A 25,966-nucleotide genomic window follows, 5' to 3' on the forward strand; every position below is an offset into this window, starting at 1 on the left:
CGGGTAGGTTCGCAGACATGGCAGGCAACACCACGCACACCGTGACCAACCAGCCGCCTCCGCTGGTCGGGTACGACCTGTTCGGTGCCGACCGGGCCCTGGTCGAGGCCGTCGAGCGGCACACCGGCCCGGCGCTGATCGACGAGGTGCGCGCGGAGCTGTCGGGGCTCGGCGTCTCGGCCGGCTCGGCACAGGTGCAGGAGTGGGGTGCCCAGGCGAACGAGTACCCGCCGCGGCTGCGCACCCACGACCGCTACGGCCACCGGATCGACGAGGTCGAGTTCCACCCCGCCTGGCACCGGCTGCTCGGCAAGGGCGTCGGCGCGGGCCTGACCACCGGATGGACGCGGCCGTCCGGGCACGTCCGGCGGGCCGCCGCCTTCCTGGTCTGGACCCAGGTGGAGGCCGGCAACTGCTGCCCGCTGTCGATGACCAACGCGGCGGTGCCCGCGCTGCGCACCGACCCGGAGCAGGCCGCCGCCTGGGAGCCGCTGCTGACCTCGACGATCTACGACCGTGAGCTACGGCCGGCCGCGCGGAAGGCCGGCGCTCTGTTCGGCATGGGCATGACGGAGAAGCAGGGCGGCAGTGACGTCCGGGCGAACACGACCACCGCCGCCCCGCTCACCGAGGCCGGCACGTACACCCTGACCGGGCACAAGTGGTTCTGCTCGGCGCCCATGTCGGACGGCTTCCTGGTGCTGGCCCAGGCGCCGGACGGCCTCACCTGTTTCCTCGTGCCGCGCGTCCTGGCGGACGGCACCCGCAACGCCTTCCTCCTCCAGCGGCTCAAGGACAAGCTCGGCAACCGGTCGAACGCGTCCGCCGAGGTCGAGTTCGACGGGACCTGGGCGCGGCGGGTGGGCGAGGAGGGGCGCGGGGTGCGGACCATCATCGAGATGGTCGCCGCGACCCGGCTGGACTGCGTGCTCGGCTCGGCGGGGCTGATGCGGCAGGCGGTGGCGCAGGCCGTGCACCACGCCACGCACCGGGAGGCCTTCGGCGCGGTCCTCGCCGACCAGCCGCTGATGCGCAGCGTCCTGGCCGACCTCGCGGTCGAGTCGGAGGCCGCGACCACGCTCGCGCTGCGGCTGGCCGCCGCCTACGACGACGGGAGCGAGAGCGAACGGGCGCTGCTGCGGCTGGCGTTGCCGGCCGCCAAGTACTGGGTGACCAAGCGCTGCGCGCCGCTGGTCGTGGAGGCCGCCGAGTGCCTGGGCGGCAACGGCTACGTGGAGGAGTCGGGTCTGCCCCGGCTGGTCCGCGAGTCGCCGCTCAACTCCGTCTGGGAGGGCGCCGGCAACATCCAGGCCCTGGACGTGCTCCGCGCCCTGCGGCGCGAACCGGGCGCCCTGGACGCCTACCTCCAGGAGATCGGCCGCGCCCACGGCGCCGACCACCGCCTGGACCGCGCCGTGAAGGACCTGTTCTCCGAACTCGCCGACCTGGAGGGCATGGAGTCCCGCGCCAGGCGGCTGGTGGAACGGCTTGCGACGGTCCTCCAGGGTTCGCTGCTGGTCCGCTTCGCCCCACCGGAAGTCGCGGACGCCTTCTGCGCGTCCCGCCTGGGCAACGACTGGGGCTCGACCTTCGGCACGTTGCCGGGCGGCCTGGACCTCAGGGCGATCGTGGACCGATCCCGGGTCACCTTCTGAGATCCGGAACCCGCCCTGCCTATGGGGGCGCTGGGGGTCCCCCCGGCCGAAAGGCTGGGGGAGGAACCGCGCGGGCAACCCTCCACAACCGTCGGCCGCCAACGCACCGGACCACGCACCACCTGCCGCGACGGCCGGCGCCGCAGGTGGGGGTGGTGCTGCGCCGACACGGCACCACCCCCGCCTCGTCGGCCCATGTCAGGCCGCTGACGCCACGGCGTCGGCTCAAGTTTCGGCCACCCCCGGCCGGTCCACCAGGGTTGCAAGGGGTTGCAACATATCGGTGACTGTGCGTGGACTGTGTGCCTCCGGCACCGGAAAACGGCAGTATAAGACGCGCAGTCGGACCGGAAACCGCCGCCCGGACGGCTTGACAGCGACTCATCGATGCCTTTTCCGAGGCGTATCCGGGAGGACCTGAGTGGGGAACCCGCCGATGGACGTGGCGCGACTCGCCGCGAAGAACGCGGCGCAGGCGGCGCGGGTACTGAGCGAGGTGCGCGAGGCCAGACTCGCCGGACAGCGTGGGCGCGTCTCTCCCCGGCCGGTGATCGAACAGTCCTGGGGGCGGATGCTGCGCAGCGGTGTCGACCCCGACCACGACTTCCGTGCGGGGCTGCTGTCCGCCGACGAAGTCCGGCGCAGACGTGAGGAGTCACCCCTCAAGGACGTGCTGCCGGTGCTGCGCGAGGGGCTGCTTTCGGTCGCGGACGTGGCCCAGCACATCATGGTGGTGGCGGACGCCGACGGCCGGGTGCTGTGGCGGGAGGGATCCTCGCCGGTGCTGCGCAAGGCGGACGGGCTGGGCTTCCAACTCGGCGCCGACTGGCGCGAAGACGTCGTCGGGACCAACGGGGTCGGCACCCCGGCGGTGGTGCGCAGGCCCGTGCAGGTGTTCGCCGCCGAGCACTTCGTCCGCTCGCACGGCTCCTGGACGTGTTCCGGCGCCCCGATCACCGACCCCCGGGACGGCAGCCTGCTCGGGGTGGTGGACGTCAGCGGCCCGCTGGAGACGATGCATCCGGCGACCCTGGCCTGGGTGAACTCGGTGGCGAAGCTCGCCGAGGCCCGGTTGCGGGAGCTGCACCTGGAAGCGCTGGAGCGGCTGCGGGCGGTCGCGGCGCCCGTGCTGGCCCGGCTGGGCGGGCGGGCGCTGGTGGTGGACGCCGACGGCTGGACCGCGGCGGTCACCGGCATGCCGTATCCGCGGCGGCTCGCGCTGCCCAAGTCGCTTTCGCCGGGCCGCCGGTGGCTGCCGGCGCTGGGGCTCTGCGTGGTGGAGCCGCTGGGCGGGGGCTGGCTGCTGCGGGCGGTGGACGAGCCGGCTCCGGCGGGCGGCGGCCGGCTCGTGCTCGACCTGGCCCGGCCGCGCCGGCCCTCCGTGACGGTCGGCGGCGGTACGGGCTCGTGGTCCCGTGAACTCAGTCCCCGGCACGCCGAGTTGCTGTATCTGCTGGCGGTACGGCGGGGCGGCCGCAGCGCGGCGGGGCTGGCCGAGGACGTCTTCGGGGACGCCTCGCGGACCGTGACCGTACGTGCGGAGATGTCCAGGATCCGGCGGTACCTCGGGGCGCTGCTCGACCACCGGCCGTACCGCTTCCGGGAGGACGCGGAGGTCGAGGTGCTGCTCCCCGACGACCCGCGCGACCTGCTGCCGTACTCGACCGCCCCGGCGGTGGCGGCCTCCCGGACGCCCTGACGTACCTGACACGGCCGTGTTCGGTGGACACGGCCGTACGGACACGGCCGCATGTGACGCATCCGTGGCAGTCGGGGCGGTATGTTCCGCATATTTGCGGGGTCTTCGAGATACGGCGGCCCCGGCTGCCGTAGCATCCCGGTACGGGCTCCCCACCTGCTCCATGGTCAACGCTTTGACCATCAGGCGCAGTTGGCCCGTCTCGGGAGGAGACATGAAGCATCGCGGCAGACACCGGCGGCGCAGACGGGGTACGGCCCTGCGCGCTGCCCTGGCCGGCACCGCGCTGGCGCTCACCGCGGCGGCCACGATCGTCAGTGCCTCGCAGGCCACGGTCGCCGAGGACCCGGGCGCGCTGAAGCCCCTGACCGCCACCGCCGACACCGCCCGGCTGCAGCTCCGGGAGCATCTCGTACCGCGCCGCTCGCTGGACCGGCTCGCCTCGGCGATGGGCGGCACGGTAGGGGTCGCCGACGTGCTGGCCGCCTCCGACCACACCCTGCGCCGGGCGGCCGACTGCGACGCGGACGACCGGGACTCGCTGCCGGTCAGCCCGGCCGCCACCAAGGCGTACTGCTGGGATCCCACCGACACCCTCACCGACGACTGGCGGCCGGCCTCGGTGACCACCTCCTCGGAGGCGGACGACGACGGCCTGTGGGGCGCCAACCGCGTCGTGCTCGCCGGCTGGACGCACAGCACCTCCACCGGCCCCGCCGCCTCCCGGGGCCTGGCCAGGGTCGCGGTGATCGACGCGAACGACCCCGCCCACCCCGCCTACTCCTGGGTCCTGCTGACGGTGCCCACCGAAGGCGGCAGCGACTACCGGGGGCTGACCTCGCAGATCTCCGGCATGGCCTGGTACGGGGACCGGCTGCTGGTCACCACCGTCCAGGACAGCGCCGACGCGCTCTACGTCTACGACCTGAACCGCATCCAGCGCGCCTCGGTGCTGACCGACGCGGTCGGCCGGACGTCCGACGGCTGGTCGGCCGACGGCTTCCGGTACGTGATGCCCGCCGTGGGCTCGTACCGGTTCACCGCCGGGGCCTGCTCCCGGACCGGGGCGCCCTGTCCGGGAGCGCTCTCCGTGGACCGGGGGACGGTCCCGGACAGCCTGGTCCTCGGCGAGTGGACGCCCGCCGGCAGCGAGCGGAACGCCCGGCTGTGGCGGTACGCGTTCGACGAGAACCCGCGGCGCGCCGGTCTGCTCGCCACGGACGCCTCCGGCCGGGTGGACGCGGTCGAGGCGTACCGGACCGGGGCCTCGGAGATCCGGGGCGTCCTGTCCTACCGGCCGCCGGGCGCGACCGGCTCCGAGTGGTACGTCGGGCACCTTCCCGGCGCCATGGACGGGCACGGCAGCCTGTGGCGGCAGGACACGAAGGGTGCGGACGGAACCCGCTGCGGCTCGGACGCCTCGCACCGCTGCTGGGGCGAGCGCACCGGTTCGCTCTCCTACGCGCCCGACACGGGCGAGGTGTGGTCGGTCACGGACCGCATGCTGTTCTCGGTCCCGCTGCGCTCGATCGACGCGTCACTCGGATAACGGCCGTCGACACGTCCGGGGCCGGGATGATTGCCTGGCCCCCATGAGCAGCATCGTCGTGACCACCTGGTCCCTGGAGCAGACCTCCCCCGCCGACCTCCTGCCCGCCGCCGCCCCCGACGGCGACGCGGTCCGGATCGTCCGCGCCGAGGTGCCCTCCCCCGAGTTCAGCCGCTTCCTGTACGCCTCGGTCGGCGGCGACATCCGCTGGACCGACCGGCTGGGCTGGAGCCACGCCCGCTGGCGGCAGCACCTGTCACGGCCGGGCGTGGAGACCTGGGTCGCATACGACCGGGGCACCCCGGCGGGCTACGTGGAACTCGAACCGCAGGACGACGGCGTGGTGGAGATCGTCTACTTCGGGCTGGTCCCGGCCTTCCGGGGCCGCCGCATCGGCGGTCACCTGCTCTCGTACGGCGCCGCGCGCGCCTGGGACCTGGCGGAGCGGTGGGAGGGGCTGCCGCCGACGAAGCGGGTGTGGCTGCACACGTGCAGCCTGGACGGCGAGCACGCGATGGCGAACTATCAGCGGCGGGGGTTCCGGCTCTTCGACACGAAGGCCGAGGAGGAACCGGACGTCCCGACGCCCGGACCGTGGCCCGGGGCGTACACCCCCGCGCGGGACGGGGCGTGACCCACAGCACTCCGTCTCACTATTCAGAATAGATCGGTCCGAATCGCGGACAATGGTGGACTGGCCGGAGATCCGCGTGACACGCTTCCGTCATGTCTGGAACTGGAATTGCCTTGGTGAGTCGGCGGCACGTCGACCTCGGCCGCATGTCCAGCGCCATCTGTCCGGCGGGCTGAGAGCACAGCACCGCCGCGTCTCCCTGTCCAGACCCTCCTTGCGCAGTGCCGCGCAGACATGCTTCCGCGCGCCCGCAAGCGCAGGTCAGAGCCGCTTCCCCGCCGTCTGAAGGACGTATATCGCCATGGCCGCCACCCCGCAGAACCCCGCCTCCGCGCCCCGCCGCAAGGTGAGCCGTCACCGCGGCGAGGGTCAGTGGGCCATGGGGCACTTCACCCCGCTCAACGGCAACGAGCAGTTCAAGAAGGACGACGACGGTCTCAATGTGCGGACACGCATTGAGACGATCTACTCCAAGCGCGGCTTCGACTCGATCGACCCCAACGACCTGCGCGGACGGATGCGCTGGTGGGGCCTGTACACGCAGCGCAAGCCCGGCATCGACGGCGGCAAGACCGCCATCCTGGAGCCGGAGGAGCTGGACGACAAGTACTTCATGCTGCGGGTGCGGATCGACGGCGGCCGGCTGACCACGCGGCAGCTGCGGGTGATCGGCGAGATCTCGCAGGAGTTCGCCCGGGGCAGCGCGGACGTCACCGACCGGCAGAACATCCAGCTGCACTGGATCCGCATCGAGGACGTGCCGGAGATCTGGAACCGCCTGGAAGCGGTCGGGCTGTCCACCACCGAGGCGTGCGGCGACACCCCGCGCGTCGTCATCGGCTCGCCGGTGGCCGGCATCGCCGAGGACGAGATCATCGACGGCAGCTGGGCGATCGACGAGATCAACAAGCGGTACATCGGCAGCAAGGAGTTCTCCAACCTGCCGCGCAAGTTCAAGTCCGCGATCTCCGGCTCGCCGCTCCTTGACGTGGTGCACGAGATCAACGACATCGCGTTCGTCGGCGTCGAGCACCCCGAGCACGGCCCCGGCTTCGACCTGTGGGTCGGCGGCGGCCTGTCCACCAACCCGAAGATCGGCGTCCGGCTCGGCGCCTGGGTGCCGCTGGCGGAGGTCCCGGACGTCTGGGCGGGCGTCATCGGCATCTTCCGGGACTACGGCTACCGGCGGCTGCGCACCCGCGCCCGGCTGAAGTTCCTGGTCGCCGACTGGGGCGCGGAGAAGTTCCGCCAGGTGCTGGAGGACGAGTACCTCAAGCGCTCCCTCGTCGACGGACCGGCGCCCGCCGAGCCCGTGTCGCGCTGGCGGGACCACGTCGGTGTGCACCGCCAGCAGGACGGCAACTTCTACGTCGGATTCGCCCCGCGGGTCGGCCGGGTGGACGGCGCCACCCTGGCGAAGATCGCGGACCTCGCCGAGGCGCACGGCTCGGGCCGGGTGCGGACCACCGTCGAGCAGAAGATGATCGTCCTCGACGTCGCCGAGGACCAGGTCGAGTCGCTGGTCGAGGCCCTGGAGGCGCTGGACCTGACCGCCCGGCCGTCCTCGTTCCGGCGCGGCACCATGGCCTGCACCGGCATCGAGTACTGCAAGCTCGCGATCGTCGAGACCAAGCAGCGCGGCAGCTCGCTCATCGACGAGCTGGAGCGCCGCCTGCCGGACTTCGACGAGCCGCTCACCATCAACCTCAACGGCTGCCCGAACGCCTGCGCCCGTATCCAGGTCGCGGACATCGGTCTCAAGGGCCAGCTGGTCCTGAACGACCGGGGCGAGCAGGTCGAGGGGTTCCAGGTGCACCTGGGCGGCGCGCTCGGCCTGGAGCCCGGGTTCGGCCGCAAGGTCCGCGGTCTCAAGGTGACCTCGGAGGAACTGCCGGACTACGTCGAGCGGGTGCTCAGGCGCTTCCAGGCGGAGCGCGCGGACGGCGAGCGGTTCGCCGCCTGGGCGGCCCGCGCCAGTGAGGAGGCCCTCTCATGAGTGAGCGGGCCGCCCCGTTCTACTGCCCCTACTGCGGCGACGAGGATCTGCGTCCCAGTGAGGAGGGCCACGGCGCCTGGGAATGCGCGGCCTGCAACCGCGCATTCCAGCTGAAGTTCCTGGGACTGCTCGCCCGGGGGCTGAAGCACTCCGAAGCTGGAGGGGAACAGATATGACCACGGCTCAGGAAGAGCGAACGACCGACGATCTGAAGGCGCTGGCCGAGCAGGCCGGCCGTGACCTCGAGGACGCCTCCGCCCTGGAGATCCTCCAGTGGGCGGTGGACACCTTCGGCAAGGGCTTCTGCGTGACCTCCTCCATGGAGGACGCCGTGGTGGCCCACCTGGCCTCTCGCGTCCGGAAGGGCGTGGACGTCGTCTTCCTCGACACCGGCTACCACTTCCCGGAGACCATCGGCACCCGGGACGCGGTCGAGGCGGTGATGGACGTCAACGTCATCACCCTCACCCCGCGCCAGACGGTCGCCGAGCAGGACGCCGAGTACGGCCCGAAGCTGCACGACCGCGACCCCGACCTGTGCTGCCGGCTGCGCAAGGTGCTGCCACTGGAGCGAGGTCTGGAGAACTACACCGCCTGGGCGACCGGACTGCGCCGCGACGAGTCGGAGACCCGGGCGAACACCCCGGTCGTCGGCTGGGACGAGAAGCGGCAGAAGGTCAAGATCTCCCCCATCGCCCGCTGGACCCAGGACGACGTGGACGCCTACGTCGCCGAACACGGCGTACTGACCAACCCCTTGCTGATGGACGGCTACACCTCCGTCGGCTGCGCCCCCTGCACCCGCCGGGTCCTCGAGGGCGAGGACGCGCGGGCCGGGCGCTGGGCCGGGCGGGCCAAGACCGAGTGCGGACTGCACGGATGACGACCACCGGGCCCTCCGCGACGCAGGCGACCCACCGGACGCTCCATCAGACGACCCGATCGACGAACCAGGAGAACGACGTGACGACCGGAGCCACCGTCTGGCTCACGGGTCTGCCGAGCGCCGGCAAGACCACCATCGCGTACGAGCTGGCCGGCCGGCTGCGCGAGGAGGGCCATCTCGTCGAGGTACTCGACGGCGACGAGATCCGCGAGTTCATCTCGGCGGGCCTCGGTTTCAGCCGCGAGGACCGGCACACCAACGTGCAGCGCATCGGCTTCGTCGCCGAACTGCTGGCCCGCAACGGCGTCAAGGCGCTCGTCCCGGTGATCGCCCCGTACACCGACAGCCGCGACGCGGTCCGCAAGCGGCACGCGGAGAACGGCACCGCGTACGTCGAGGTGCACGTGGCGACCCCGGTCGAGGTGTGCTCCGTACGCGACGTGAAGGGCCTGTACGCCAAGCAGGCCGCGGGCGAGCTGACCGGGCTGACCGGCGTCGACGACCCGTACGAGGAGCCCGAGACGCCCGATCTGCGGATCGAGTCGCAGCACCAGAGCGTCCAGGAGTCCGCGGCGTCCGTGTACGCCCTGCTGAGCGGGAAGGGACTGGCATGACGACGACCGTGGCGGCGCACGGGGAGGGCACGGGCACCCCGTACACCCTGTCCCACCTGGACGCGCTGGAGTCCGAGGCGGTCCACATCTTCCGCGAGGTCGCCGGCGAGTTCGAACGGCCGGTGATCCTCTTCTCCGGCGGCAAGGACTCCATCGTCATGCTCCACCTCGCCCTGAAGGCGTTCGCCCCCGCCGCGATCCCCTTCTCCCTGCTGCACGTGGACACCGGCCACAACTTCCCCGAGGTCCTCGAATACCGCGACCGCGTGGTGGCCGCCCATGGGCTGCGCCTCCACGTGGCCTCCGTACAGGACTACATCGACCGCGGTGTGCTGCGCGAACGCCCCGACGGCACCCGCAACCCGCTGCAGACCGTGCCCCTCACCGAGAAGATCCAGAGCGAGAGGTTCGACGCCGTCTTCGGCGGCGGCCGCCGCGACGAGGAGAAGGCACGCGCCAAGGAACGCGTCTTCTCCCTGCGCGACGAGTTCTCCCAGTGGGACCCGCGCCGCCAGCGCCCCGAACTGTGGAACCTCTACAACGGCCGCCACGCCCCCGGCGAACACGTCCGCGTCTTCCCCCTCTCCAACTGGACCGAACTCGACGTCTGGCAGTACATCGCCCGCGAGGACATCGAGCTTCCCCAGATCTACTTCGCCCACGAGCGCGAGGTGTTCATGCGGGGCGGGATGTGGCTGACCGGCGGTGACTGGGGCGGCCCGAAGGACGGCGAGACGGTCGAGAAGCGGCAGGTGCGCTACCGGACCGTGGGAGACATGTCCTGCACCGGCGCGGTCGACTCCGACGCCGACGACATCGAGAAGGTGATCGCCGAGATCGCCGCCTCCCGGCTCACCGAGCGCGGCGCCACCCGTGCCGACGACAAGCTCTCCGAGGCCGCGATGGAAGACCGCAAGCGCGAGGGGTACTTCTAAGCATGACCACCACGACCAGCACCGCGGACCTCGGCCTCGCCGAGACCACCCTGCTGCGGTTCGCGACCGCGGGCTCCGTCGACGACGGCAAGTCCACCCTCGTCGGACGGCTGCTGCACGACTCCAAGTCGATCCTCACCGACCAGCTGGAGGCCGTCGAGCGCGCGTCCGTCTCGCGCGGCCAGGACGCCCCGGACCTCGCCCTGCTGACCGACGGCCTGCGCGCCGAGCGCGAGCAGGGCATCACCATCGACGTCGCCTACCGCTACTTCGCCACCCCGAAGCGCCGGTTCATCCTCGCCGACACCCCCGGCCACGTGCAGTACACCCGCAACATGGTCACCGGCGCCTCCACCGCCGAGCTGACCGTGGTCCTGGTCGACGCCCGCAACGGGGTCGTCGAGCAGACCCGGCGGCACGCCGCGATCGCCGCCCTGCTGCGCGTCCCGCACGTCGTCCTCGCCGTCAACAAGATGGACCTGGTCGACTACCAGGAGCCGGTCTTCGCGGGGATCGCCGAGGAGTTCACGGCGTACGCGACCGAGCTGGGCGTCCCCGAGGTCACCGCGATCCCGATCTCGGCGCTCGTCGGCGACAACGTCGTGGAGCCGTCCGCGCACATGGACTGGTACGGCGGCCCGACCGTCCTGGAGCACCTGGAGACCGTCCCGGTCGCCCACGACCTGAGCCACTGCCACGCACGCCTGCCGGTGCAGTACGTGATCCGCCCGCAGACCGCCGAGCACCCGGACTACCGGGGCTACGCCGGTCAGATCGCGGCCGGCACCTTCCACGTCGGCGAGGAGGTCACGGTCCTGCCGTCCGGCCGTACCACGACGATCTCCGGCATCGACCTGCTCGGCGAGCCGGTCGACGCGGCCTGGACCACCCAGTCGGTGACCCTCCTGCTCGCCGACGACATCGACGTCTCGCGCGGCGACCTGATCGTCCCGACGAAGGACGCCCCGGCGACCACCCAGGACGTCGAGGCGACCGTCTGCCACGTCGCCGACCAGCCGCTGACCGTCGGCCACCGGGTGCTGCTCAAGCACGGCACCCGCACCGTCAAGGCGGTCGTCAAGGACATCCCGTCCCGCCTCACGCTCGACGACCTGTCCCTGCACCCGCACCCGGGACAGCTCGTCGCCAACGACATCGGCCGGGTGAAGATCCGTACCGCCGAGCCGCTGCCGGTCGACTCCTACGCCGACTCGCGCCGCACCGGCTCGTTCATCCTGATCGACCCCGCCGACGGCACCACGCTCACCGCGGGCATGGTCGGCGAGTCGTTCGCCTCCCCCGAGCCGGTCAAGGACGAGTCCGAAGACGACGGCTGGGACTTCTGACATGACGATGACCGACGTCTACTCGACGTTCGCGAAGGAGGGCGGCCGCGTCGGCAGCGGCGACCTCGGGAGCGGGCAGGGCGGGGTGGCGCGATGTGCGTCCTGACGTACGCGCACTGCCTGCGCGCCCCGTCCCCCCACCCGACGTCCCGGATGCGACGAAGACCTGCCGACCTCCCGGCCACGACCTGAAAGACCGTGACCAGCCGGGCCAACGAGAGGAAAGCCTCCCGTGCCTGCCAACCGCTCAACGCTCCTTCGCCGCGGCATAGCCGCGCTCGCCGCACTCCCCCTGCTCACGCTCGCCGCCTGCGGGTACGGGTCGAACTCCGACAAGAGCGACACCACCAAGGTCGCCGCCGGGGCCAAGAAGATCGACGGTCTCGACACCGTCAAGATCGGCTACTTCGGCAACCTGACCCACGCGACCGCCCTGGTCGGCAACCAGAAGGGCTTCTTCCAGAAGGAGCTCGGCGCCACCAAGGCCAAGTACGCCATCTTCAACGCGGGCCCGTCCGAGATCGAGGCGCTCAACTCGGGCTCCATCGACATCGGCTGGATCGGCCCCTCCCCGGCGATCAACGGCTACACCAAGTCCAACGGCACCGACCTGAAGATCATCGGCGGATCGGCATCCGGCGGCGTGAAGCTGGTCGTCGACCCGAAGAAGATCAAGTCGCTGGCGGACGTCAAGGGCAAGAAGATCGCGACGCCTCAGCTGGGCAACACGCAGGACGTGGCGTTCCTCAACTGGATCGCGGACCAGGGCTGGAAGGTCGACGCGCAGAGCGGCAAGGGTGACGTCACGGTCGTCCGCACCGACAACAAGATCACCCCGGACGCCTTCAAGGCCGGTTCCGTCGACGGTGCCTGGGTGCCGGAGCCGACCGCGTCCAAGCTGGTCGCCGAGGGCGGCAAGGTACTGCTCGACGAGTCCACGCTGTGGCCCGACAAGAAGTTCGTGATCACGAACATCATCGTGTCGCAGAAGTTCCTCAAGGAGCACCCGAAGGTCGTCGAAGCGGTCCTCAAGGGCTCGGTCGAGACCAACAAGTGGATCAACGCCAACCCGGACGCGGCGAAGGCCTCGGCGAACAAGCAGCTGGCGGCCGACTCCGGCAAGGCGCTGCCCGACAACGTCCTCAACTCGGCCTGGTCGTCCATCAAGTTCACCGACGACCCGCTGGCCTCCACCCTCAACACCGAGGCCCAGCACGCCGTCAAGGCCGGTCTGCTCACCGACCCGCTGCTCAAGAACATCTACGACCTGACGATCCTCAACAAGGTGCTGAAGGCCGACGGCCAGAGCCCGGTCGACGCCGCCGGTCTCGGCAGCAGCTGACGCCGGTCCCGACGAGATCCCAGGAGGTGACGACCATGGCCACGACCACGACACTCGCCAAGGCCGACGAGTCGGTCGAGTACGCGGCACGCCTTGAGCATGTCTCGAAGTCCTTCGCGACTCCGGGCGGGCAGCAGCTCGTCCTGGACGACATCACCCTCGATGTCGCGCCGGGCGAGTTCGTCACCCTCCTGGGGGCCTCGGGCTGCGGCAAGTCCACGCTGCTGAACCTGGTGGCGGGGCTCGACCAGCCCACCGCGGGCGCCATCACGACGGACGGGCGGCCCGCCCTGATGTTCCAGGAGCACGCCCTCTTCCCGTGGCTGACCGCGGGCAAGAACATCGAACTCGCCCTGAAACTCAGGGGGGTTCCCAAGAACGACCGCCGGGGCAAGGCCGAGGAACTGCTCGAACTGGTCCGGCTGAAGGGCGCGTACGACAAGCGCGTCCACGAGCTGTCCGGCGGCATGCGCCAGCGGGCGGCCCTGGCCCGTTCGCTCGCCCAGGAGAGCCGGCTGCTGCTGATGGACGAGCCGTTCTCGGCCCTGGACGCCATCACCCGGGACGTGCTGCACGACGAGCTGACCCGGATCTGGGAGGAGACCGGCCTGTCCGTCCTGTTCGTCACGCACAACGTGCGCGAGGCGGTGCGGCTCGCCCAGCGGGTGATCCTGCTGTCGTCCCGGCCGGGCCGGATAGCCCGTGAGTGGGAGGTCGGCATCCCGCAGCCGCGCCGCATCGAGGACGCGCCGGTGGCCGAACTGTCCCTCGAGATCACCGATGTACTGCGTGGGGAGATCCGCCGCCATGGCCAGCACTGAGACGACGCCGGCCAAGGACGCCGGAAGTGTCGAGGCCGGCCTCGACGCCCTGGAGACGGCGGCCACCAGCCGCCCGACCCTCCGCCAGACCTTCACCGGCACGATCCTGCCGCCGGTCATCGCGCTCGCCGTGGTCCTCGTGGTCTGGACGCTGCTCGTCCCGGTCGTCGACGACCCGTCCAAGCTGCCCTCGCCCACGGCGGTGGGCGACGCGTTCAAGGACGCCTGGCTCAAGGGCGACCTGCTCGGCTACATCTGGACCAGTGTCAGCCGCGGCCTGCTCGGCTTCCTCTTCGCGCTGCTCATCGGCACCCCGCTGGGGCTGCTGGTGGCACGGGTGAGGTTCGTGCGGGCGGCGATCGGCCCGATCCTGTCCGGCCTCCAGTCGCTGCCGTCGGTGGCGTGGGTGCCGCCGGCCGTGATCTGGCTGGGCCTGAACAACTCGATGATGTACGCCGTGATCCTGCTCGGCGCGGTGCCCTCCATCGCCAACGGCCTGGTGTCCGGCGTGGACCAGGTGCCGCCGCTGTTCCTGCGGGCCGGGCGCACCATGGGCGCGACGGGCGCCAAGGGCATCTGGCACGTCGTGCTGCCGGCCGCCATGCCCGGCTACGTGGCGGGCCTGAAGCAGGGCTGGGCGTTCTCCTGGCGCTCGCTGATGGCCGCGGAGATCATCGCGAGCTTCCCCGACCTCGGCGTGGGCCTCGGCCAGCTGCTGGAGAACGCGCGCACCGCCAGCGACATGGCCATGGTGTTCGAGGCGATCATCCTGATCCTGTTCGTCGGCATCGCGATCGACCTGCTGATCTTCAGTCCGCTGGAGCGGTGGGTGCTGCGCAGCCGCGGCCTGCTGGTGAAGAGCTGAGGTCCATGCGTACGAAGCCCGTTCTCCTCGTCATCGCCCACGGCAGCCGCGATCCCCGGCACGCCGCGACCGTCCACGCCCTGGTGCGCCGGGTACGGTCGCTGCGGCCCGGGCTGCGCGTGGAGACGGGCTTCCTGGACTTCACCATCCCGTCCGTGCACGGGGTGCTGGAGTCCCTGGCGGCGGAGGGCGTCCGGGACGTCGTCGCCCTCCCCCTGCTGCTGACCCGCGCCTTCCACGCGAAGGCCGACATCCCGGCGGTACTGCGGGACGCGCCGCCCCGGCTGCGGATCCGGCAGGCGGAGGTGCTGGGCCCTTCGCCGCTGCTCCTGTCGGCCCTGGAACGGCGGCTTTACGAGGCCGGGCTGACCCCCGCCGACAGGTCCTCGACCGGGGTCGTGCTGGCCTCGGCGGGGTCCAGCGACCCGGAGGCGATCGCCGTGATCGCACGTCTCGCGCGGGACTGGCAGCGCACCGGCTGGTGCGCCGTGCGGCCCGCGTTCGCCTCCGCCTCCCTCCCCCGCACCGAGGACGCGGTACCCGAACTCCGCGAGCTGGGCTGCGCCCGGGTCGCGGTGGCCCCGTACGTCCTCGCCCCCGGCTTCCTGCCGGACCGCATCGCCCGGGGCGCGGCGGAGGCGGACGTGCTGGCCGAGGTGCTCGGCCCGGCGCCCGAGGTGGCGCGGGTGCTCCTCGAGCGGTACGACGCGGCGCGCACCCCGGCCCTGGCGGCGGTCGGGGCCTGAGCGCTGACCGAAGGCCCGGTGTTCGCGGTCCGGCGCTCCCCTGTCCGTCGGACCGCGAACAGGCCGGCCCGCGGCGGGCTCTCGCGAGCGTCGCGCGGTGGCCGGCGCACTTACTTCTGCGCCGTGTCCGGCGAACATGTCACACCAGGGCCCTTACCGGTCCGGATTCTCGACGGCCGGACCCTGTCAAAGAGTTGACCGCGCGGGTGCGGCCTCCTCGGCGAGGCGGGCGAGTTCCCCCAACGGCATCGAGCCTGGCACCCGGCGCTCGCGCGCGAAGGCGTTGGCGAGGTGCTGCAGCAGGTCGTTGAGCGGCGTCGGAACGCCGTGCAGGCGGCCCAGCAGCCCGATCTCGCCGTTGAGGTAGTCCGCCTCGATGGTGCCGGTGCCGCGGCTGAGGGACTGCCAGGAGGAACCGCCGCCGCGCGGGGCACCGGGCAGCGGGACCAGGTCCACCTTGTGGCCGCGCAGCGCCTTCTGCTCCGCGACGCTCGCGTACGCGATACCGGCGGCGTCGAGCACCCTCTCGCCCTCGGCCCGCACCCGCTGGAACAGGGTCACGGCCGCGTCGTCGGCGAGGGGCCCGGCGACCGCCTCCAGGGCGTTGCCGAGGTTGGAGAGCAGCTTGGCGTACTGCCAGCGCGCCACGTCGGGCACGACCGGTGCCTCGAAGTGGGACGTCTCCAGGTCGGCGGCGACCAGCCGGGCGGTCGCGTCGGTGCCGTGCGGGTGGCGGCCGAGGTGCAGCATGCCGGTGAGGGGGGCGCCGCCCGCGGAGACGACACCGGGTTCGACGAAGGTCGACGGCAGCCAGACGCAGACGCCGTAGACGTGCCGGAAGACGCGCAGAGCCAGGCGCTGGCCCTCCACGCCGTTCTGGGCGCAGAACAGCGGCAGCCGCTGCGCCGCCGTGCCACCGCCCGCGACCGGCGCCGGCCCCCAGGCCTGGAGGGCGGTCACGGTGTCCTGTGTCTTGACGGCGAGGACGAGGACGTCGTCCGCGCGCAACTCGCCCAGTTCCCCGGGCCCGGTGACGGCCTGGAGCCGGTAGGTGTACTCGCCGTCCGGCACCGTCAGCCGCAGCCCGGCGTCCCGCAGCGCCGCGTGGTGCGCGCCCCGTGCCACCAGGACGACCTCGTGTCCCGCGCCGGCCAGCCGCCCGCCGACCGCGCCGCCGACGGCCCCCGCTCCGATGATGATGTAGCGCATGGGAGGAGCCTCGCACAGCCGTCGCCCGGCCCCCGGGGCAGGGGCGCGGTGCCGGGCGGTCATGCTCCCGGGGCCGTCAGCTCCACCAGTTTGACCACCGTGTTCCAGTTCCGGGTGGTGGCGGTCAGCCCCTTGTGGATCCGGGGCCGGGACAGCGCCTCGGCGAGCTTGGAGCGGCCGAGGCCGTCCGGGGCGTACAGGTACAGGGCGCGGTCGCCCAGGCGGAACTCCTCGGGGAGGTGGGCGGCCGGGTCGATGTCCGCGTAGCGCTCCGCGGTGACCGGCGCGGAGAGGTACGTGACGTGCAGCTGCCTGGCCGCCAGTTCGGCGGCCGGGAACGGGCAGGCCGCCTCGACGGCCTTCAGGTAGGCGTGGTCGCGGACGAGCACGTCGACGGCGAAGCCGAACCGCTCCTCGACCGCCCCGGCGAGCTCGGCCGCCAGGGAGTCGGCGTCCGTGTCGGCGGTGGTGAAGACGGCCTGTCCGCTCTGCAGGTAGGTCTGGACGGAGTCGTACCCCAGTCCGCTCATCAGTGTGCGCAGTTCGGCCATCGGGAGCTTCTTGCTGCCGCCCACGTTGATCCCGCGCAGCAGCGCCGCATACCTCGTCATTCGAACACCTTAGAACGGCCGTCGTGCCCCGTGGGGGTTGGCACGACGGCCGTGCCGGCATGCCGGGCTGCCCGAAACTCTGGCCGATCGGACCGGCCCGGATCAACTCCTACACGCACCTGTGACTTGTTCAACAAGGTTTCGTCATCACAAAGAGGATCACCGTCGTCGGAAGGGGCGTCCCTGATCATCACCCCCGAGATGGGTGGATAGATGTAAGGGCCCGACATCCTCCTCGGCGACGAGGGACAGCCGCCGTACTTCACCGGGCAGCACGAGGAGTCGGTCTTATCGGCCCCATACCTTCGAATCGAACGAAGGAAGTCGTGAAGAGATCGTGGCGGCCGGGGGGTCGTCACCGCACACGAGGGGGCGGTTCCGTCATGGATCCCGTGAAGGGGAACGGAGAGGCGCGGGTCCGGGGGCTGGCCGCCCGGGCCGGCGGCTGGAGCGCCCGGCACCGCTGGGCCGCCGTCGGCATCTGGGTGCTGTTCGTCGTCCTGGCGATGGGGCTCGGCTCGGCGGCCGGCCGGGTCGACGTCGACGAGAGCGACCAGCTCAGGGGCGAGACCCACACCGCGGCGCAGATCATCGACGACGCGGGCATCAAGGAGCCCGCGAGCGAGACCGTCCTGATCCAGGCCAAGGACCCGTCCGTCCAGGCCACGGACACCGCCTTCAAGGCCGCCGTCTCGGACGTCGTGAAGGCCGTCGACGGCACCGGCACGGTCACGGACGTCACCTCGCCGTACGTCACCGGCACGATCTCGAAGGACGGCCGCAGCGCGCTGGTCCAGTTCGACATGCGCGGCGACGCCGGGACCGCCGGCGACCGGGTGCAGCCGGTGCTGGACGCGGTGGCCGGGGTGCAGAAGGCGCACGGCACGCTGCGGATCGAGGAGATCGGCGGCGCCAGCATGAACAAGCAGTACGCCGACGCCTTCGGCAAGGACTTCCAGCGCGCCGAGTACTCCGCCGTGCCGGTGGCCTTCGGCATCCTGCTGATCGCGTTCGGCGCGCTGGTGGCGGCCCTGCTGCCGGTGGGTCTGGCGATCACCGCGATCATGGCGACGATGGGCCTGATGGGCCTGGTCAGCCACCTGCAGCCGATGAGCGACACCGCCAACTCCGTGATGCTGCTGGTCGGCATGGCGGTCGGCGTCGACTACTGCCTGTTCTACCTGCGCCGGGAGCGCGAGGAACGGGAGGCCGGCCGGGGCGCGGACGCCGCGCTGCGGATCGCCGCCGCCACCAGCGGCCGGGCCATCATCGTCTCCGGTGTCACGGTGTGCGTGGCGATGGCGGGCATGCTGTTCACCGGCCTCGCCGAGTTCGAGGCGATGGGCCTGGCCTCCCTGATGGTCGTCGCGGTCGCCATGGTCGGCTCCGTGACCGTGCTCCCCGCGCTGCTCTCGCTGCTCGGCCACCGGGTCGAGAAGGGCCGCATCCCCTTCCTGCGCCGCCGCAAGCGAGCCCACGGGCCGTCCGAGAGCCGCTTCTGGACCGCCGTGCTGCGAGGGGTCCTCGCCAAGCCGCTGGTCTCCGTGCTCGTCGCGGTCGGCGCCCTGCTCGCGGTCGCCGCGCCCGCCCTCGGCATGAAGACCTCGCAGCTCACCCTGGACCAGGAGTTCGGGAACTCACTGCCGATCGTGCAGACCTACGACCGCGTCAACCAGGCCTTCCCGGGCGGCTCCGAGCCCGCCGAGGTGGTCGTCAGGGCGAAGGACATCAACGCCCCCGAGGTCCGGCAGGCGCTGACCGACTTCAAGGAGCGGGCGATCAGCTCGGGCGCCTCCCGCGGCCCGGTCGACATCAAGCTGCACGACGCCCAGAACGTCGCCCTGATCACCGTGCCGCTGGTCGGCGGCTCGGACATGGACAGGGCCGGCCAGAGCCTGCACAAGCTCCGCGACGACGTACGGCCGGCCACGCTCGGCAAGGTCGCCGGCGTGCAGGCGCCGATCACCGGCAACGTCGCTGGCAACCAGGACTTCAACGACCAGCTGCTCGGCTCGGTCGTCCCGGTCTTCGCCTTCGTGGTCGTCTTCGCCTTCCTCCTGATGCTGCTCTCGTTCCGTTCGCTGACGGTCGCGGTCACCTCGATCCTGCTCAACCTGCTCTCGGTGGGCGCCGCCTACGGAATCCTCGTCGCCGTCTTCCAGCACGGCTGGGGCGCCTCGCTGGTGGGCGCCGAGGGGGTCGGCGCGATCGTCACCTGGCTGCCGCTGTTCCTCTTCGTGATCCTGTTCGGCCTGTCGATGGACTACCACGTGTTCGTGGTCTCCCGGATCCGCGAGGCCCGGCTGCGCGGCCGGTCCACCAGGGAGGCGATCCAGCACGGCGTGGTCACCACGGCCGGGGTCGTCACCAGCGCGGCCGTCATCATGGTCGCCGTGTTCGCGATCTTCGGCACGCTGTCCATGCAGTCCATGAAGCAGATGGGCGTGGGCCTGGCGGCCGCGGTCCTCATCGACGCGACCGTCATCCGGGGCGTCCTGCTCCCGGCGGTGATGGCCCTGCTCGGCGAGCGCAACTGGTACCTGCCGAGCTGGCTACGGTGGCTGCCCGACCTGACGCACGACGAGTCGCCGGAGGCGGTCGCGCCGGCGGCGCGAGGCGAGCAGGAGCGGCTGCCGGTCTGAGCCGTGCGGTGACAGGTGCGGCAACGCCCTTCGACACAGGGTCCGTTGGTCTCCGGGGGAGCCGACGGGCCCTGTCCCTTGCGGGCCTCAGCGCTGGTAGCGGGCCAGTACCAGGTTGCCGTCCTTCTCCAGGCGCCGGCGGAGTTCGTCGAGGCCGACGGCGCCGCTGTAGTACTCCTGGAGGGCCGGGGTGGCCACCTTGTCCTTCCACTCGGGGTAGCCGCGGACCGTCTGGGCGGGGGCCGGGCTGAGGTGTCCGGCCAGGGCGGTGCCGGTGGCCCAGCCGTACTTGGCGGTGTGCAGGGCGGGGTCCTGCAGGGCCTGGGTGCCGGTGGGCAGCATCCAGTCGCCCAGCGCCAGCCGGACCATGTTCTCCGGCCGCAGCAGGAAGTCGATGAACTCGGCCGCCTCCCTCTTGTGCGGGCTGTCCGCGGCGACGGACAGCGTCTGTGGGCTGACGCCCTGGGCGAGCCCGTCGGCACCGGCCGGGGCGGGCAGCACCTCCCAGTCGAAGCCCTTGGGTGCCTGCTGGACGATCTGCTGGCGGTAGGAGAAGCCGAGCGGGACCATCGCGTACTTGCCGCCGAAGAAGCCCGGCAGGGTGTCCGAACCGCCGCTGCCCAGGGTGGAGCCGGGCGCGCTGTGGTCGATGTTCACCTGGTCGTGGACCGTGCGCGGCACGACCTGGTCGGCGGCCCCGAACCGCACGGTCACCTTGCCGTCGGCGCCCCGGCGGAAGAGCTGCCCGCCGGCCGACAGCGACAGGTTGAGCGTGGCGGACACCGGCTCCTTGAGCGGCCAGGCGACGCCGTACCTGCCGTCGCCGGAGAGCCGCTTGGTGATCTTCCGGAACTCCACCCATGTCCAGGGGTGTGCGGGGGTGGGGATCCGCACCCCGGCCTCGGCGAGCCAGGTCCTGTTGGCGATCAGTACCCGCGGTTCCTGGAGGAAGGGCACCCCGTAGATGCCGTTCCCGAAGGTCGTCGTCCGCCAACTGCGCTGCGGTATGTCGGACTTCAGGCGGTGGGACAGCAGACCGGAGAGGTCGGCGAGGTAGCCGCCATAGGCGAAGTCCGCGAGGTCGTCGGAGGCGTCGTGGATGATGTCCGGCGCCTCCCCGCCCTCGAAGGAGGTCAGCAGCTGGTCGTGGACACTGTCCCAACTGCCCTGGACGTACTCGACCTTGACGTCCCTGTGGGTGGCGTTCCACTCCTTCACCAGCTCCTTGTTGGCGGCGACCGACTCGTCCTGCCAGGCCAGGGACTGGAACCGCAGGGTGACGGGGCCGCCGGTGCGGGCGGCGGAGGTGCAGCCCGCGAGCAGCAGGAGGAGTGCGACGACGGCCGAGCCGATCCGGGTGCGCATCAGCTCTTCACCGCCCCGGCGAGCATCCCGCCCGTGATCCGCCGCTGGACCAGCGCGAAGACGACCAGCGAGGGCAGGGTGGCGAGGAAGGCGGCGGCCGCCAGCGGGCCCAGGTCGGCGACGCCCTCCGCCCCGATGAAGTGGGTGAGGACGACCGGCAGGGTCTGCTTCTCCGGAGTCTTCAGCAGCACCAGCGCGAAGAAGAACTCGTTCCATGCGGTGACGAAGGCGAACAGCCCGGTCGCCACGATCCCGGGCGCCAGCAGCGGTGCCGTCACCGACACCAGCGTCCGCAGCCGGCCGGCCCCGTCGACGGCCGCCGCCTCCTCCAGTTCCACGGGCACCGCGCGGACGTATCCGACGAGCATCCACAGCGCGAACGGCAGCGCCCACACCACGTACACCAGCACCAGCCCGAACAGGGAGTCGACGAGCCGTAGGTTCTTCAGCACCAGGAACAGCGGGATGATCACCAGGACGAACGGGAACGCCTGGCTGATCACCACCCACCCGGTCGCCGCCCGGGAGAGAGCGGTGCGGCGCCGGGCCATGACGTACGCCATCGGGGTCGCGAGCACGACGGCGATCAGCGCGGCGCCGAGCGCGGCGAGCAGCGAGTTGAGGCCGGCGCGCAGCAGGGGCTGCTCGTCGAAGGCCTGGCGGAAGTTGTCCAGGGTGGGGTGCCTGGGGATCCAGGTCGGATGCAGACTGCCGAGCTCCTGCGGGGACTTGAAGGCGGTGGAGAGCAGCCACAGGAGCGGGAAGGCCAGGAAGACAAGATAGGCGAGCAGGGCCGCGTACTGGCCGGCGCGGGCTGCGGTACGGGTCCTCACGCGTCCTCACCGCCCCGCAGCCGGCCGGTCAGGAAGACGGCCAGCAGCACCGCGATCACCGCGACCATCACACAGCCCATCGCTGCCGCATACCCGAACTGGCCGTAGCGGAAGGCCTCCTCGTAGGCGAAGAGCATCGGCAGCCGGGTCTTGCCGCCGGGGCCGCCGTTGGTCAGGACGTAGACCAGGGCGAAGGAGTTGAAGTTCCAGATCAGGTTGAGTGCGGTGACGGCCAGCGCGATGGGCCTCAGGGCGGGCCAGGTGACCGCGCGGAAGCGGCGCCAGGCGCCGGCGCCGTCCACGGCGGCCGCCTCGTGCAGTTCGCGCGGGGTGTTCTGGAGTCCGGCCAGCAGGGCGACGGTGGTCTGCGGCATCCCGGCCCAGACGCCGACGACGATCACGGCGGGCAGGGCGGTGCCGAGACCGCTCAGCCAGTCCCGGCCGTCGCCGAGGCCGAGGTCGCGCAGGGTCACGTTGAGGACACCCGCGTCGGGGTTGTAGACCAGCCGCCAGATGATGCCGACGACGACCTCGGGCATCGCCCACGGCACGATCGCGAGCGCGCGGGCCAGCCAGCGCAGCCGCAACTCCTGGTCGAGGAGGAGGGCGAGGCCGAGAGCGAGCAGGAACTGGGGCACGGTCACGCCGACGGCCCAGACCAGGCCGATCCGGAACGACTCCCAGAAGAGGGTGTCGTGCAGCAGGTCCCGGAAGTTGAGACCGCCGATCCACCGCGTCGCCGCGGTCCGGCCCGACTGGGCGTCGGTGAACGCCAGCAGGATCCCGTAGAGCAGCGGACCGACGCTCAGCACGAGGATCGGGATCAGGGCGGGCAGGACCAGGAACCAGGCGCCGCGGCCGTTGACACGGGCGGCGGCCGGCCGCCCCGCACTCGCCACGTCGGTAACCAATGCCACGTCGTCCCCCTTTGCGCGGCCCGGCCGGGCCTGGACATGGTCGTGAAGGCCGGTTGCCCCGTCAAGACACCGCGCACACCGTCCCACCTCCGCGGATGCGAGACTGGCCGCCGGACGGCGAGAAGGCGACGCCGTGTGCACCCGCACAGCGGCGGGCACCCGGGCGCCGGGAACGGACACGGAGGCGGGCGATGGACGAGGCACGGGCGCGGGACGTACTGGCCGCGGCGGGTGTCCTGCCCGGTGCGGCGGCCGACGCCCCGCTCCTGGCGCTGGGCGAGAACGCGGTGTTCGCGGCCGGGGACCTGGTGGTGAAGGTCGGCCGGGACGCCGAGCTCCTCGACCGGGCCCGGCGTGAGCTGGCGATCGCCGGATGGCTGGCGGAGGCGGACGTACCGGCCGTACGCGCCGCCGAGCCGAAGGCGCTGCTCGTCGCAGGCCACCCGGTGACGGTGTGGCACCGGCTGCCGGATCCGGTGCGGCCGGCCGAGCCGCGGGATCTGGCCGAACTGCTGCGGATCGTGCACGCCCTGCCCTCTCCTCCCTTCGCGTTGCCGCCCCGCGAGCTGCTGGACGGTGTGGAGCGCTGGCTGCGGCTGGCCGGCGCGGCGATCGACCCCGCCGACGCGGCGTATCTCCGGGAGCGCCGGGACGGTTTCGCCGCGGCCGCGGCCGCGCTGACACCCCATCTGACACCGGGGCCGATCCACGGGGACGCGCTCCCCCGCAATGTGCACGTCGGCCCGGACGGCCCGGTCCTGGTCGACCTGGAGACCTTCTCCTCGGACCTGCGCGAGCACGACCTGGTGGTGATGGCACTGTCCCGCGACCGGTACGGGCTGCCCGCCGAGGGGTACGACGCGTTCACCCAGGCCTATGGATGGGATGTGCGGGAGTGGGAGGGGTGCGGCGTGCTGCGCGGTGCCCGGGAGACGGCGAGCTGCGCATGGGTCGCCCAGCACGCCCCGAGCAACCCGAAGGCCCTGGCGGAATTCGAGCGCCGGGTGGCGTCGCTACGGGAGGGCGACGAGTCGGTGCGGTGGTATCCCTTCTGAACCACGGCGCCCCTTCAGGGGCGTGGAGTTGTGTCCCTGTGCGTCTCCGCCGCGTGGGCGCGCCCAGCCCCCACCGGCCCGCGGCAAACGAACCACGTGACCGGCCCGGCACTCAGACGGCGCCGGCCAGTTCCCGCAACGGCCACGCCCCGTCCACCACCGCGTCGGCCTCCCCCTTGCGCCGCAAGAACTGCTGGAAGTCCGCCGCCCACTGCGCGTACCACTCCACCTGGCGCCGGTGCAGCTCCGCCGGACCCAGCGCCGCGATCTTCGGGTGCCGCTCGGCTATCGCACCGGCCAGGCGCGCCGCGGCGAGCGCGTCGGCCGAGGCGTTGTGGGCGGCGGCGAGGGTGATGCCGTACTCGGCGCACACCGCTTCCAGGTTCCGCTTGCCGCGGCGGTAGCGGTCGACCCAGCGGTCGATGGTGTACGGGTCGACGACCGGTGCCGGGTCGAGGCCGCCGAGGCGGTCGGAGAGGGACGGCAGTCCGTGCCGGCGCAGCTCCGCCGAGAGCAGGGTGAGGTCGAAGGTCGCGTTGTAGGCGACGACCGGGACGCCCGTCTTCCAGTAGCCGGTGAGGACGTCCGCGAGGGCGTCGGCGACCTGGTCGGCCGGTCTGCCCTCGGCCGCCGCCCGCTCGTTGCTGATGCCGTGCACCGCGACCGCTTCGGCCGGGATCTCCACGCCCGGATCCGCCAGCCACTCGCGGCGGCCCAGTTCCTGCCCGGCCCTGACCTCGATCACGGCCCCCGTGACGATCCGCGCCTCGCGCGGATCCGTACCCGTCGTCTCCAGGTCGAAGCCGATCAGGAGCTCCTGGTGCCAGCCCATGGGCGGCCCCCCTTCTTGGTGGTGCTTTCCCCCAGTGGTCTCCACCCTCGCATGCCCCACTGACAATCAGAGGACCGCGTTCCGCTTACCCACGGGTCACCGTCGCGGGCACGCGTCAGGACACCGGGCGCGAATCCGCCCAAGCCGTCTCGAACTCCTCGCGGTACGTCGGGAAGAGACCTGTTTCCACGACGTCGTCCGACTTGACCACCTTGCTGCCGTTGCGGAGCACCAGCACCGGTGACTCCATCCCGCGCGCCCCGCGCAGATAGGACTGGATGATCCCGACGCCGTCGGCGCCGTCCCCGTCGACCAGGTAGGCGGAGAAGCGGGGGGTGTCGTCGTACACCTGGATCTCGAAGGCGCCCGGATCGCGCAGCCGGGAGCGGACGCGGCGCATGTGGAGGATGTTCATCTCGACCGAGCGGGCCAGCTCGCCCCGTTTCATCCCGAGTTCGCGCTCTCGGCGCTTGACCGCGCTGGAGGCGGGGTTGAGGAAGAGGAGGCGGACCCGGCAGCCGGTCTCGGCGAGGCGCACCAGCCGGCGGCCGGAGAAGTTCTGCACGAGCAGGTTGAGGCCGATGCCGATGGCGTCCAGGCGACGGGCCCCGCCGAAGAGGTCCTCGGCCGGGAACTGGCGCATGAGGCGGACCCGGTCGGGGTGGACGGCGACGACGTCGGCGTAGCGGTCGCCGACCAGGTCCTCCACCGCGTCCACCGGCAGCCGGCGTGCCGAGGGCACGTCGCCGCCCGCGCCGAGCATCTCCAGGAGCCGGGCGGAGGCACGCTCGGCCTGGTCGAGGACGGCCCCGGACAGCGCCCGGTTGCGGGAGACGACGTTGCGGGTCACCTCCAGCTCGTCCAGCGCGAGTTCGACGTCCCGGCGCTCGTCGAAGTACGGCTCGAAGCACGGCCAGTGCTGGACCATCAGCTCGCGCAGCTGCGGCAGGGTGAGGAAGCTGAGCACGTTGTCGTCGGCGGGATCGAGCAGGTACCCCTTGCGGCGGCTGACCTCGCGCACGGCGACGGCCCGCTGGACCCACTCCTGGCCGGCCGGGCCGGCGGCGGCGACCACCCACTCGTCGCCGTGGACGGGTTCGTAGATGGGCCGCAGCACGGCGGCCACGACCGCGCGCATCCGCTGCTCGACGAGGTTCAGCCAGATGTAGGCCCGGCCGGCCCGCTGGGCGCGCGTACGCACCTCCAGCCAGGCGTCGGCGTCCCACTCCAGCTCCGGCCCGATGGAGCCCGTGGCGTCCATCGGCCGGGCCAGGGACACCGCGCCGGGCGGGACGTCTGTGGAGTTCCCCTCGTGACCCTCGTCACCAGGGGGCAGCTCCAGGCCTCCCGAGCCCACCCGTGCACCGCCTTCCGCTCCCCCGAGCTCTCCCTGTGCCAACGATCAAGGAAGGGT

The 25,966-nt window shown here is 71.9% G+C and carries 24 protein-coding genes; 17 read left to right on the forward strand and 7 right to left on the reverse strand.

Annotated features, from left to right (window positions below):
* Nucleotides 1-17 precede the first annotated feature (17 nt).
* From BLW82_RS09960 to BLW82_RS10030, 15 genes are all read left to right on the forward strand, one after another.
* A complete protein-coding gene (locus BLW82_RS09960) occupies nt 18-1,655 on the forward strand; it encodes an acyl-CoA dehydrogenase family protein (RefSeq protein ID WP_093498442.1) in 1,638 nt (545 codons plus the stop codon).
* Nucleotides 1,656-2,091: 436 nt separating this feature from the next.
* The gene (locus BLW82_RS09965) at nt 2,092-3,354 is read left to right on the forward strand and encodes a helix-turn-helix domain-containing protein (RefSeq protein ID WP_177232900.1); all 1,263 of its coding nucleotides are present in this window, start codon (nt 2,092-2,094) and stop codon (nt 3,352-3,354) included.
* 214 nt (nt 3,355-3,568) lie between these two features.
* Nucleotides 3,569-4,903 (forward strand): hypothetical protein, encoded by a 1,335-nt coding sequence (locus BLW82_RS09970; protein WP_093498444.1) that lies wholly within the window; start codon nt 3,569-3,571, stop codon nt 4,901-4,903.
* A 43-nt stretch (nt 4,904-4,946) separates the two neighbouring features.
* On the forward strand, nt 4,947-5,537 hold the full coding sequence (locus tag BLW82_RS09975; RefSeq protein WP_093498445.1) for a GNAT family N-acetyltransferase: 591 nt from the start codon (nt 4,947-4,949) through the stop codon (nt 5,535-5,537).
* A 92-nt stretch (nt 5,538-5,629) separates the two neighbouring features.
* Nucleotides 5,630-5,713, forward strand: coding sequence for a putative leader peptide (locus BLW82_RS46250; RefSeq protein ID WP_309500612.1), 84 nt, complete (start codon nt 5,630-5,632; stop codon nt 5,711-5,713).
* 125 nt (nt 5,714-5,838) lie between these two features.
* The gene (locus BLW82_RS09980; RefSeq protein ID WP_093498446.1) at nt 5,839-7,533 is read left to right on the forward strand and encodes a nitrite/sulfite reductase; all 1,695 of its coding nucleotides are present in this window, start codon (nt 5,839-5,841) and stop codon (nt 7,531-7,533) included.
* A complete protein-coding gene (locus BLW82_RS09985; protein WP_093498447.1) occupies nt 7,530-7,709 on the forward strand; it encodes a hypothetical protein in 180 nt (59 codons plus the stop codon). Before BLW82_RS09980 ends, BLW82_RS09985 begins: the two co-directional genes overlap by 4 nt.
* Nucleotides 7,706-8,416: a phosphoadenylyl-sulfate reductase gene (locus tag BLW82_RS09990; RefSeq protein WP_093498448.1), complete on the forward strand. Its 711-nt coding sequence runs from the start codon at nt 7,706-7,708 to the stop codon at nt 8,414-8,416. Before BLW82_RS09985 ends, BLW82_RS09990 begins: the two co-directional genes overlap by 4 nt.
* Complete coding sequence (cysC, locus tag BLW82_RS09995) at nt 8,413-9,033, forward strand: adenylyl-sulfate kinase (protein WP_371131322.1); 621 nt, start codon at nt 8,413-8,415, stop codon at nt 9,031-9,033. Before BLW82_RS09990 ends, cysC begins: the two co-directional genes overlap by 4 nt.
* Nucleotides 9,030-9,968 carry a sulfate adenylyltransferase subunit CysD gene (gene cysD, locus BLW82_RS10000; protein WP_093498449.1) on the forward strand — a complete coding sequence of 313 codons (939 nt, stop codon included), beginning with the start codon at nt 9,030-9,032 and terminating at the stop codon, nt 9,966-9,968. Before cysC ends, cysD begins: the two co-directional genes overlap by 4 nt.
* A gap of 2 nt (nt 9,969-9,970) precedes the next feature.
* Entirely contained in the window at nt 9,971-11,314 is a 1,344-nt protein-coding gene (locus BLW82_RS10005; RefSeq protein ID WP_093498450.1) for a sulfate adenylyltransferase subunit 1, read from the forward strand.
* A gap of 232 nt (nt 11,315-11,546) precedes the next feature.
* Entirely contained in the window at nt 11,547-12,656 is a 1,110-nt protein-coding gene (locus tag BLW82_RS10015) for an aliphatic sulfonate ABC transporter substrate-binding protein (protein WP_093498452.1), read from the forward strand.
* A gap of 35 nt (nt 12,657-12,691) precedes the next feature.
* Complete coding sequence (locus tag BLW82_RS10020; RefSeq protein WP_093498453.1) at nt 12,692-13,477, forward strand: ABC transporter ATP-binding protein; 786 nt, start codon at nt 12,692-12,694, stop codon at nt 13,475-13,477.
* Complete coding sequence (locus BLW82_RS10025) at nt 13,464-14,342, forward strand: ABC transporter permease (RefSeq protein WP_093498454.1); 879 nt, start codon at nt 13,464-13,466, stop codon at nt 14,340-14,342. The genes BLW82_RS10020 and BLW82_RS10025 overlap by 14 nt, the downstream gene beginning before the upstream one ends.
* 5 nt (nt 14,343-14,347) lie before the next feature.
* Nucleotides 14,348-15,088 carry a sirohydrochlorin chelatase gene (locus BLW82_RS10030; RefSeq protein ID WP_093498455.1) on the forward strand — a complete coding sequence of 247 codons (741 nt, stop codon included), beginning with the start codon at nt 14,348-14,350 and terminating at the stop codon, nt 15,086-15,088.
* Between the two features lie 186 nt (nt 15,089-15,274).
* Here the strand turns inward: BLW82_RS10030 and BLW82_RS10035 are convergent, their stop codons facing one another.
* Both BLW82_RS10035 and BLW82_RS10040 read right to left on the reverse strand, forming a co-directional pair.
* Entirely contained in the window at nt 15,275-16,297 is a 1,023-nt protein-coding gene (locus BLW82_RS10035; RefSeq protein ID WP_093498456.1) for a ketopantoate reductase family protein, read from the reverse strand.
* Between the two features lie 59 nt (nt 16,298-16,356).
* The gene (locus tag BLW82_RS10040; RefSeq protein WP_093498457.1) at nt 16,357-16,908 is read right to left on the reverse strand and encodes a DUF1697 domain-containing protein; all 552 of its coding nucleotides are present in this window, start codon (nt 16,906-16,908) and stop codon (nt 16,357-16,359) included.
* Nucleotides 16,909-17,291: 383 nt separating this feature from the next.
* Between BLW82_RS10040 and BLW82_RS10045 the strand changes: the two genes are divergently transcribed.
* Entirely contained in the window at nt 17,292-19,550 is a 2,259-nt protein-coding gene (locus tag BLW82_RS10045) for an MMPL family transporter (protein WP_093498458.1), read from the forward strand.
* Between the two features lie 87 nt (nt 19,551-19,637).
* On the opposite strand, the gene BLW82_RS10050 is transcribed toward BLW82_RS10045, so the two are convergent.
* Genes BLW82_RS10050 through BLW82_RS10060 form a run of 3 tightly spaced genes read right to left on the reverse strand, consistent with a single transcriptional unit; the run spans nt 19,638 to nt 22,659 of the window.
* Complete coding sequence (locus BLW82_RS10050) at nt 19,638-20,915, reverse strand: ABC transporter substrate-binding protein (RefSeq protein WP_093498459.1); 1,278 nt, start codon at nt 20,913-20,915, stop codon at nt 19,638-19,640.
* Nucleotides 20,915-21,748 carry a carbohydrate ABC transporter permease gene (locus BLW82_RS10055; protein ID WP_093498460.1) on the reverse strand — a complete coding sequence of 278 codons (834 nt, stop codon included), beginning with the start codon at nt 21,746-21,748 and terminating at the stop codon, nt 20,915-20,917. Before BLW82_RS10055 ends, BLW82_RS10050 begins: the two co-directional genes overlap by 1 nt.
* On the reverse strand, nt 21,745-22,659 hold the full coding sequence (locus tag BLW82_RS10060; protein ID WP_093498461.1) for a carbohydrate ABC transporter permease: 915 nt from the start codon (nt 22,657-22,659) through the stop codon (nt 21,745-21,747). The genes BLW82_RS10055 and BLW82_RS10060 overlap by 4 nt, the downstream gene beginning before the upstream one ends.
* A 197-nt stretch (nt 22,660-22,856) precedes the next feature.
* Between BLW82_RS10060 and BLW82_RS10065 the strand changes: the two genes are divergently transcribed.
* A complete protein-coding gene (locus BLW82_RS10065) occupies nt 22,857-23,720 on the forward strand; it encodes a phosphotransferase enzyme family protein (protein WP_093498462.1) in 864 nt (287 codons plus the stop codon).
* A gap of 112 nt (nt 23,721-23,832) precedes the next feature.
* Here the strand turns inward: BLW82_RS10065 and BLW82_RS10070 are convergent, their stop codons facing one another.
* Together BLW82_RS10070 and BLW82_RS10075 are read right to left on the reverse strand one after the other, a co-directional pair.
* Nucleotides 23,833-24,552 carry a 3'-5' exonuclease gene (locus BLW82_RS10070; protein WP_093498463.1) on the reverse strand — a complete coding sequence of 240 codons (720 nt, stop codon included), beginning with the start codon at nt 24,550-24,552 and terminating at the stop codon, nt 23,833-23,835.
* A gap of 115 nt (nt 24,553-24,667) precedes the next feature.
* Nucleotides 24,668-25,909 carry an SAV2148 family HEPN domain-containing protein gene (locus BLW82_RS10075; RefSeq protein ID WP_093498464.1) on the reverse strand — a complete coding sequence of 414 codons (1,242 nt, stop codon included), beginning with the start codon at nt 25,907-25,909 and terminating at the stop codon, nt 24,668-24,670.
* Between the last annotated feature and the right edge of the window lie 57 nt (nt 25,910-25,966).

The sequence above is a fragment of the Streptomyces sp. Ag109_O5-10 genome (assembly GCF_900105755.1).
GTDB lineage: Bacteria > Actinomycetota > Actinomycetes > Streptomycetales > Streptomycetaceae > Streptomyces.

Bases quoted from the DNA above. Each gene is read 5' to 3' on its own strand.
- BLW82_RS09960 (WP_093498442.1), top strand. From the start codon at position 18: ATGGCAGGCAACACCACGCACACCGTGACCAACCAGCCGCCTCCGCTG.
- BLW82_RS09965 (WP_177232900.1), top strand. From the start codon at position 2,092: ATGGACGTGGCGCGACTCGCCGCGAAGAACGCGGCGCAGGCGGCGCGG.
- BLW82_RS09970 (WP_093498444.1), top strand. From the start codon at position 3,569: ATGAAGCATCGCGGCAGACACCGGCGGCGCAGACGGGGTACGGCCCTG.
- BLW82_RS09975 (WP_093498445.1), top strand. From the start codon at position 4,947: ATGAGCAGCATCGTCGTGACCACCTGGTCCCTGGAGCAGACCTCCCCC.
- BLW82_RS46250 (WP_309500612.1), top strand. From the start codon at position 5,630: ATGTCTGGAACTGGAATTGCCTTGGTGAGTCGGCGGCACGTCGACCTC.
- BLW82_RS09980 (WP_093498446.1), top strand. From the start codon at position 5,839: ATGGCCGCCACCCCGCAGAACCCCGCCTCCGCGCCCCGCCGCAAGGTG.
- BLW82_RS09985 (WP_093498447.1), top strand. From the start codon at position 7,530: ATGAGTGAGCGGGCCGCCCCGTTCTACTGCCCCTACTGCGGCGACGAG.
- BLW82_RS09990 (WP_093498448.1), top strand. From the start codon at position 7,706: ATGACCACGGCTCAGGAAGAGCGAACGACCGACGATCTGAAGGCGCTG.
- cysC (WP_371131322.1), top strand. From the start codon at position 8,413: ATGACGACCACCGGGCCCTCCGCGACGCAGGCGACCCACCGGACGCTC.
- cysD (WP_093498449.1), top strand. From the start codon at position 9,030: ATGACGACGACCGTGGCGGCGCACGGGGAGGGCACGGGCACCCCGTAC.
- BLW82_RS10005 (WP_093498450.1), top strand. From the start codon at position 9,971: ATGACCACCACGACCAGCACCGCGGACCTCGGCCTCGCCGAGACCACC.
- BLW82_RS10020 (WP_093498453.1), top strand. From the start codon at position 12,692: ATGGCCACGACCACGACACTCGCCAAGGCCGACGAGTCGGTCGAGTAC.
- BLW82_RS10025 (WP_093498454.1), top strand. From the start codon at position 13,464: ATGGCCAGCACTGAGACGACGCCGGCCAAGGACGCCGGAAGTGTCGAG.
- BLW82_RS10030 (WP_093498455.1), top strand. From the start codon at position 14,348: ATGCGTACGAAGCCCGTTCTCCTCGTCATCGCCCACGGCAGCCGCGAT.
- BLW82_RS10035 (WP_093498456.1), bottom strand. From the start codon at position 16,297: ATGCGCTACATCATCATCGGAGCGGGGGCCGTCGGCGGCGCGGTCGGC.
- BLW82_RS10040 (WP_093498457.1), bottom strand. From the start codon at position 16,908: ATGACGAGGTATGCGGCGCTGCTGCGCGGGATCAACGTGGGCGGCAGC.
- BLW82_RS10045 (WP_093498458.1), top strand. From the start codon at position 17,292: ATGGATCCCGTGAAGGGGAACGGAGAGGCGCGGGTCCGGGGGCTGGCC.
- BLW82_RS10050 (WP_093498459.1), bottom strand. From the start codon at position 20,915: ATGCGCACCCGGATCGGCTCGGCCGTCGTCGCACTCCTCCTGCTGCTC.
- BLW82_RS10065 (WP_093498462.1), top strand. From the start codon at position 22,857: ATGGACGAGGCACGGGCGCGGGACGTACTGGCCGCGGCGGGTGTCCTG.
- BLW82_RS10070 (WP_093498463.1), bottom strand. From the start codon at position 24,552: ATGGGCTGGCACCAGGAGCTCCTGATCGGCTTCGACCTGGAGACGACG.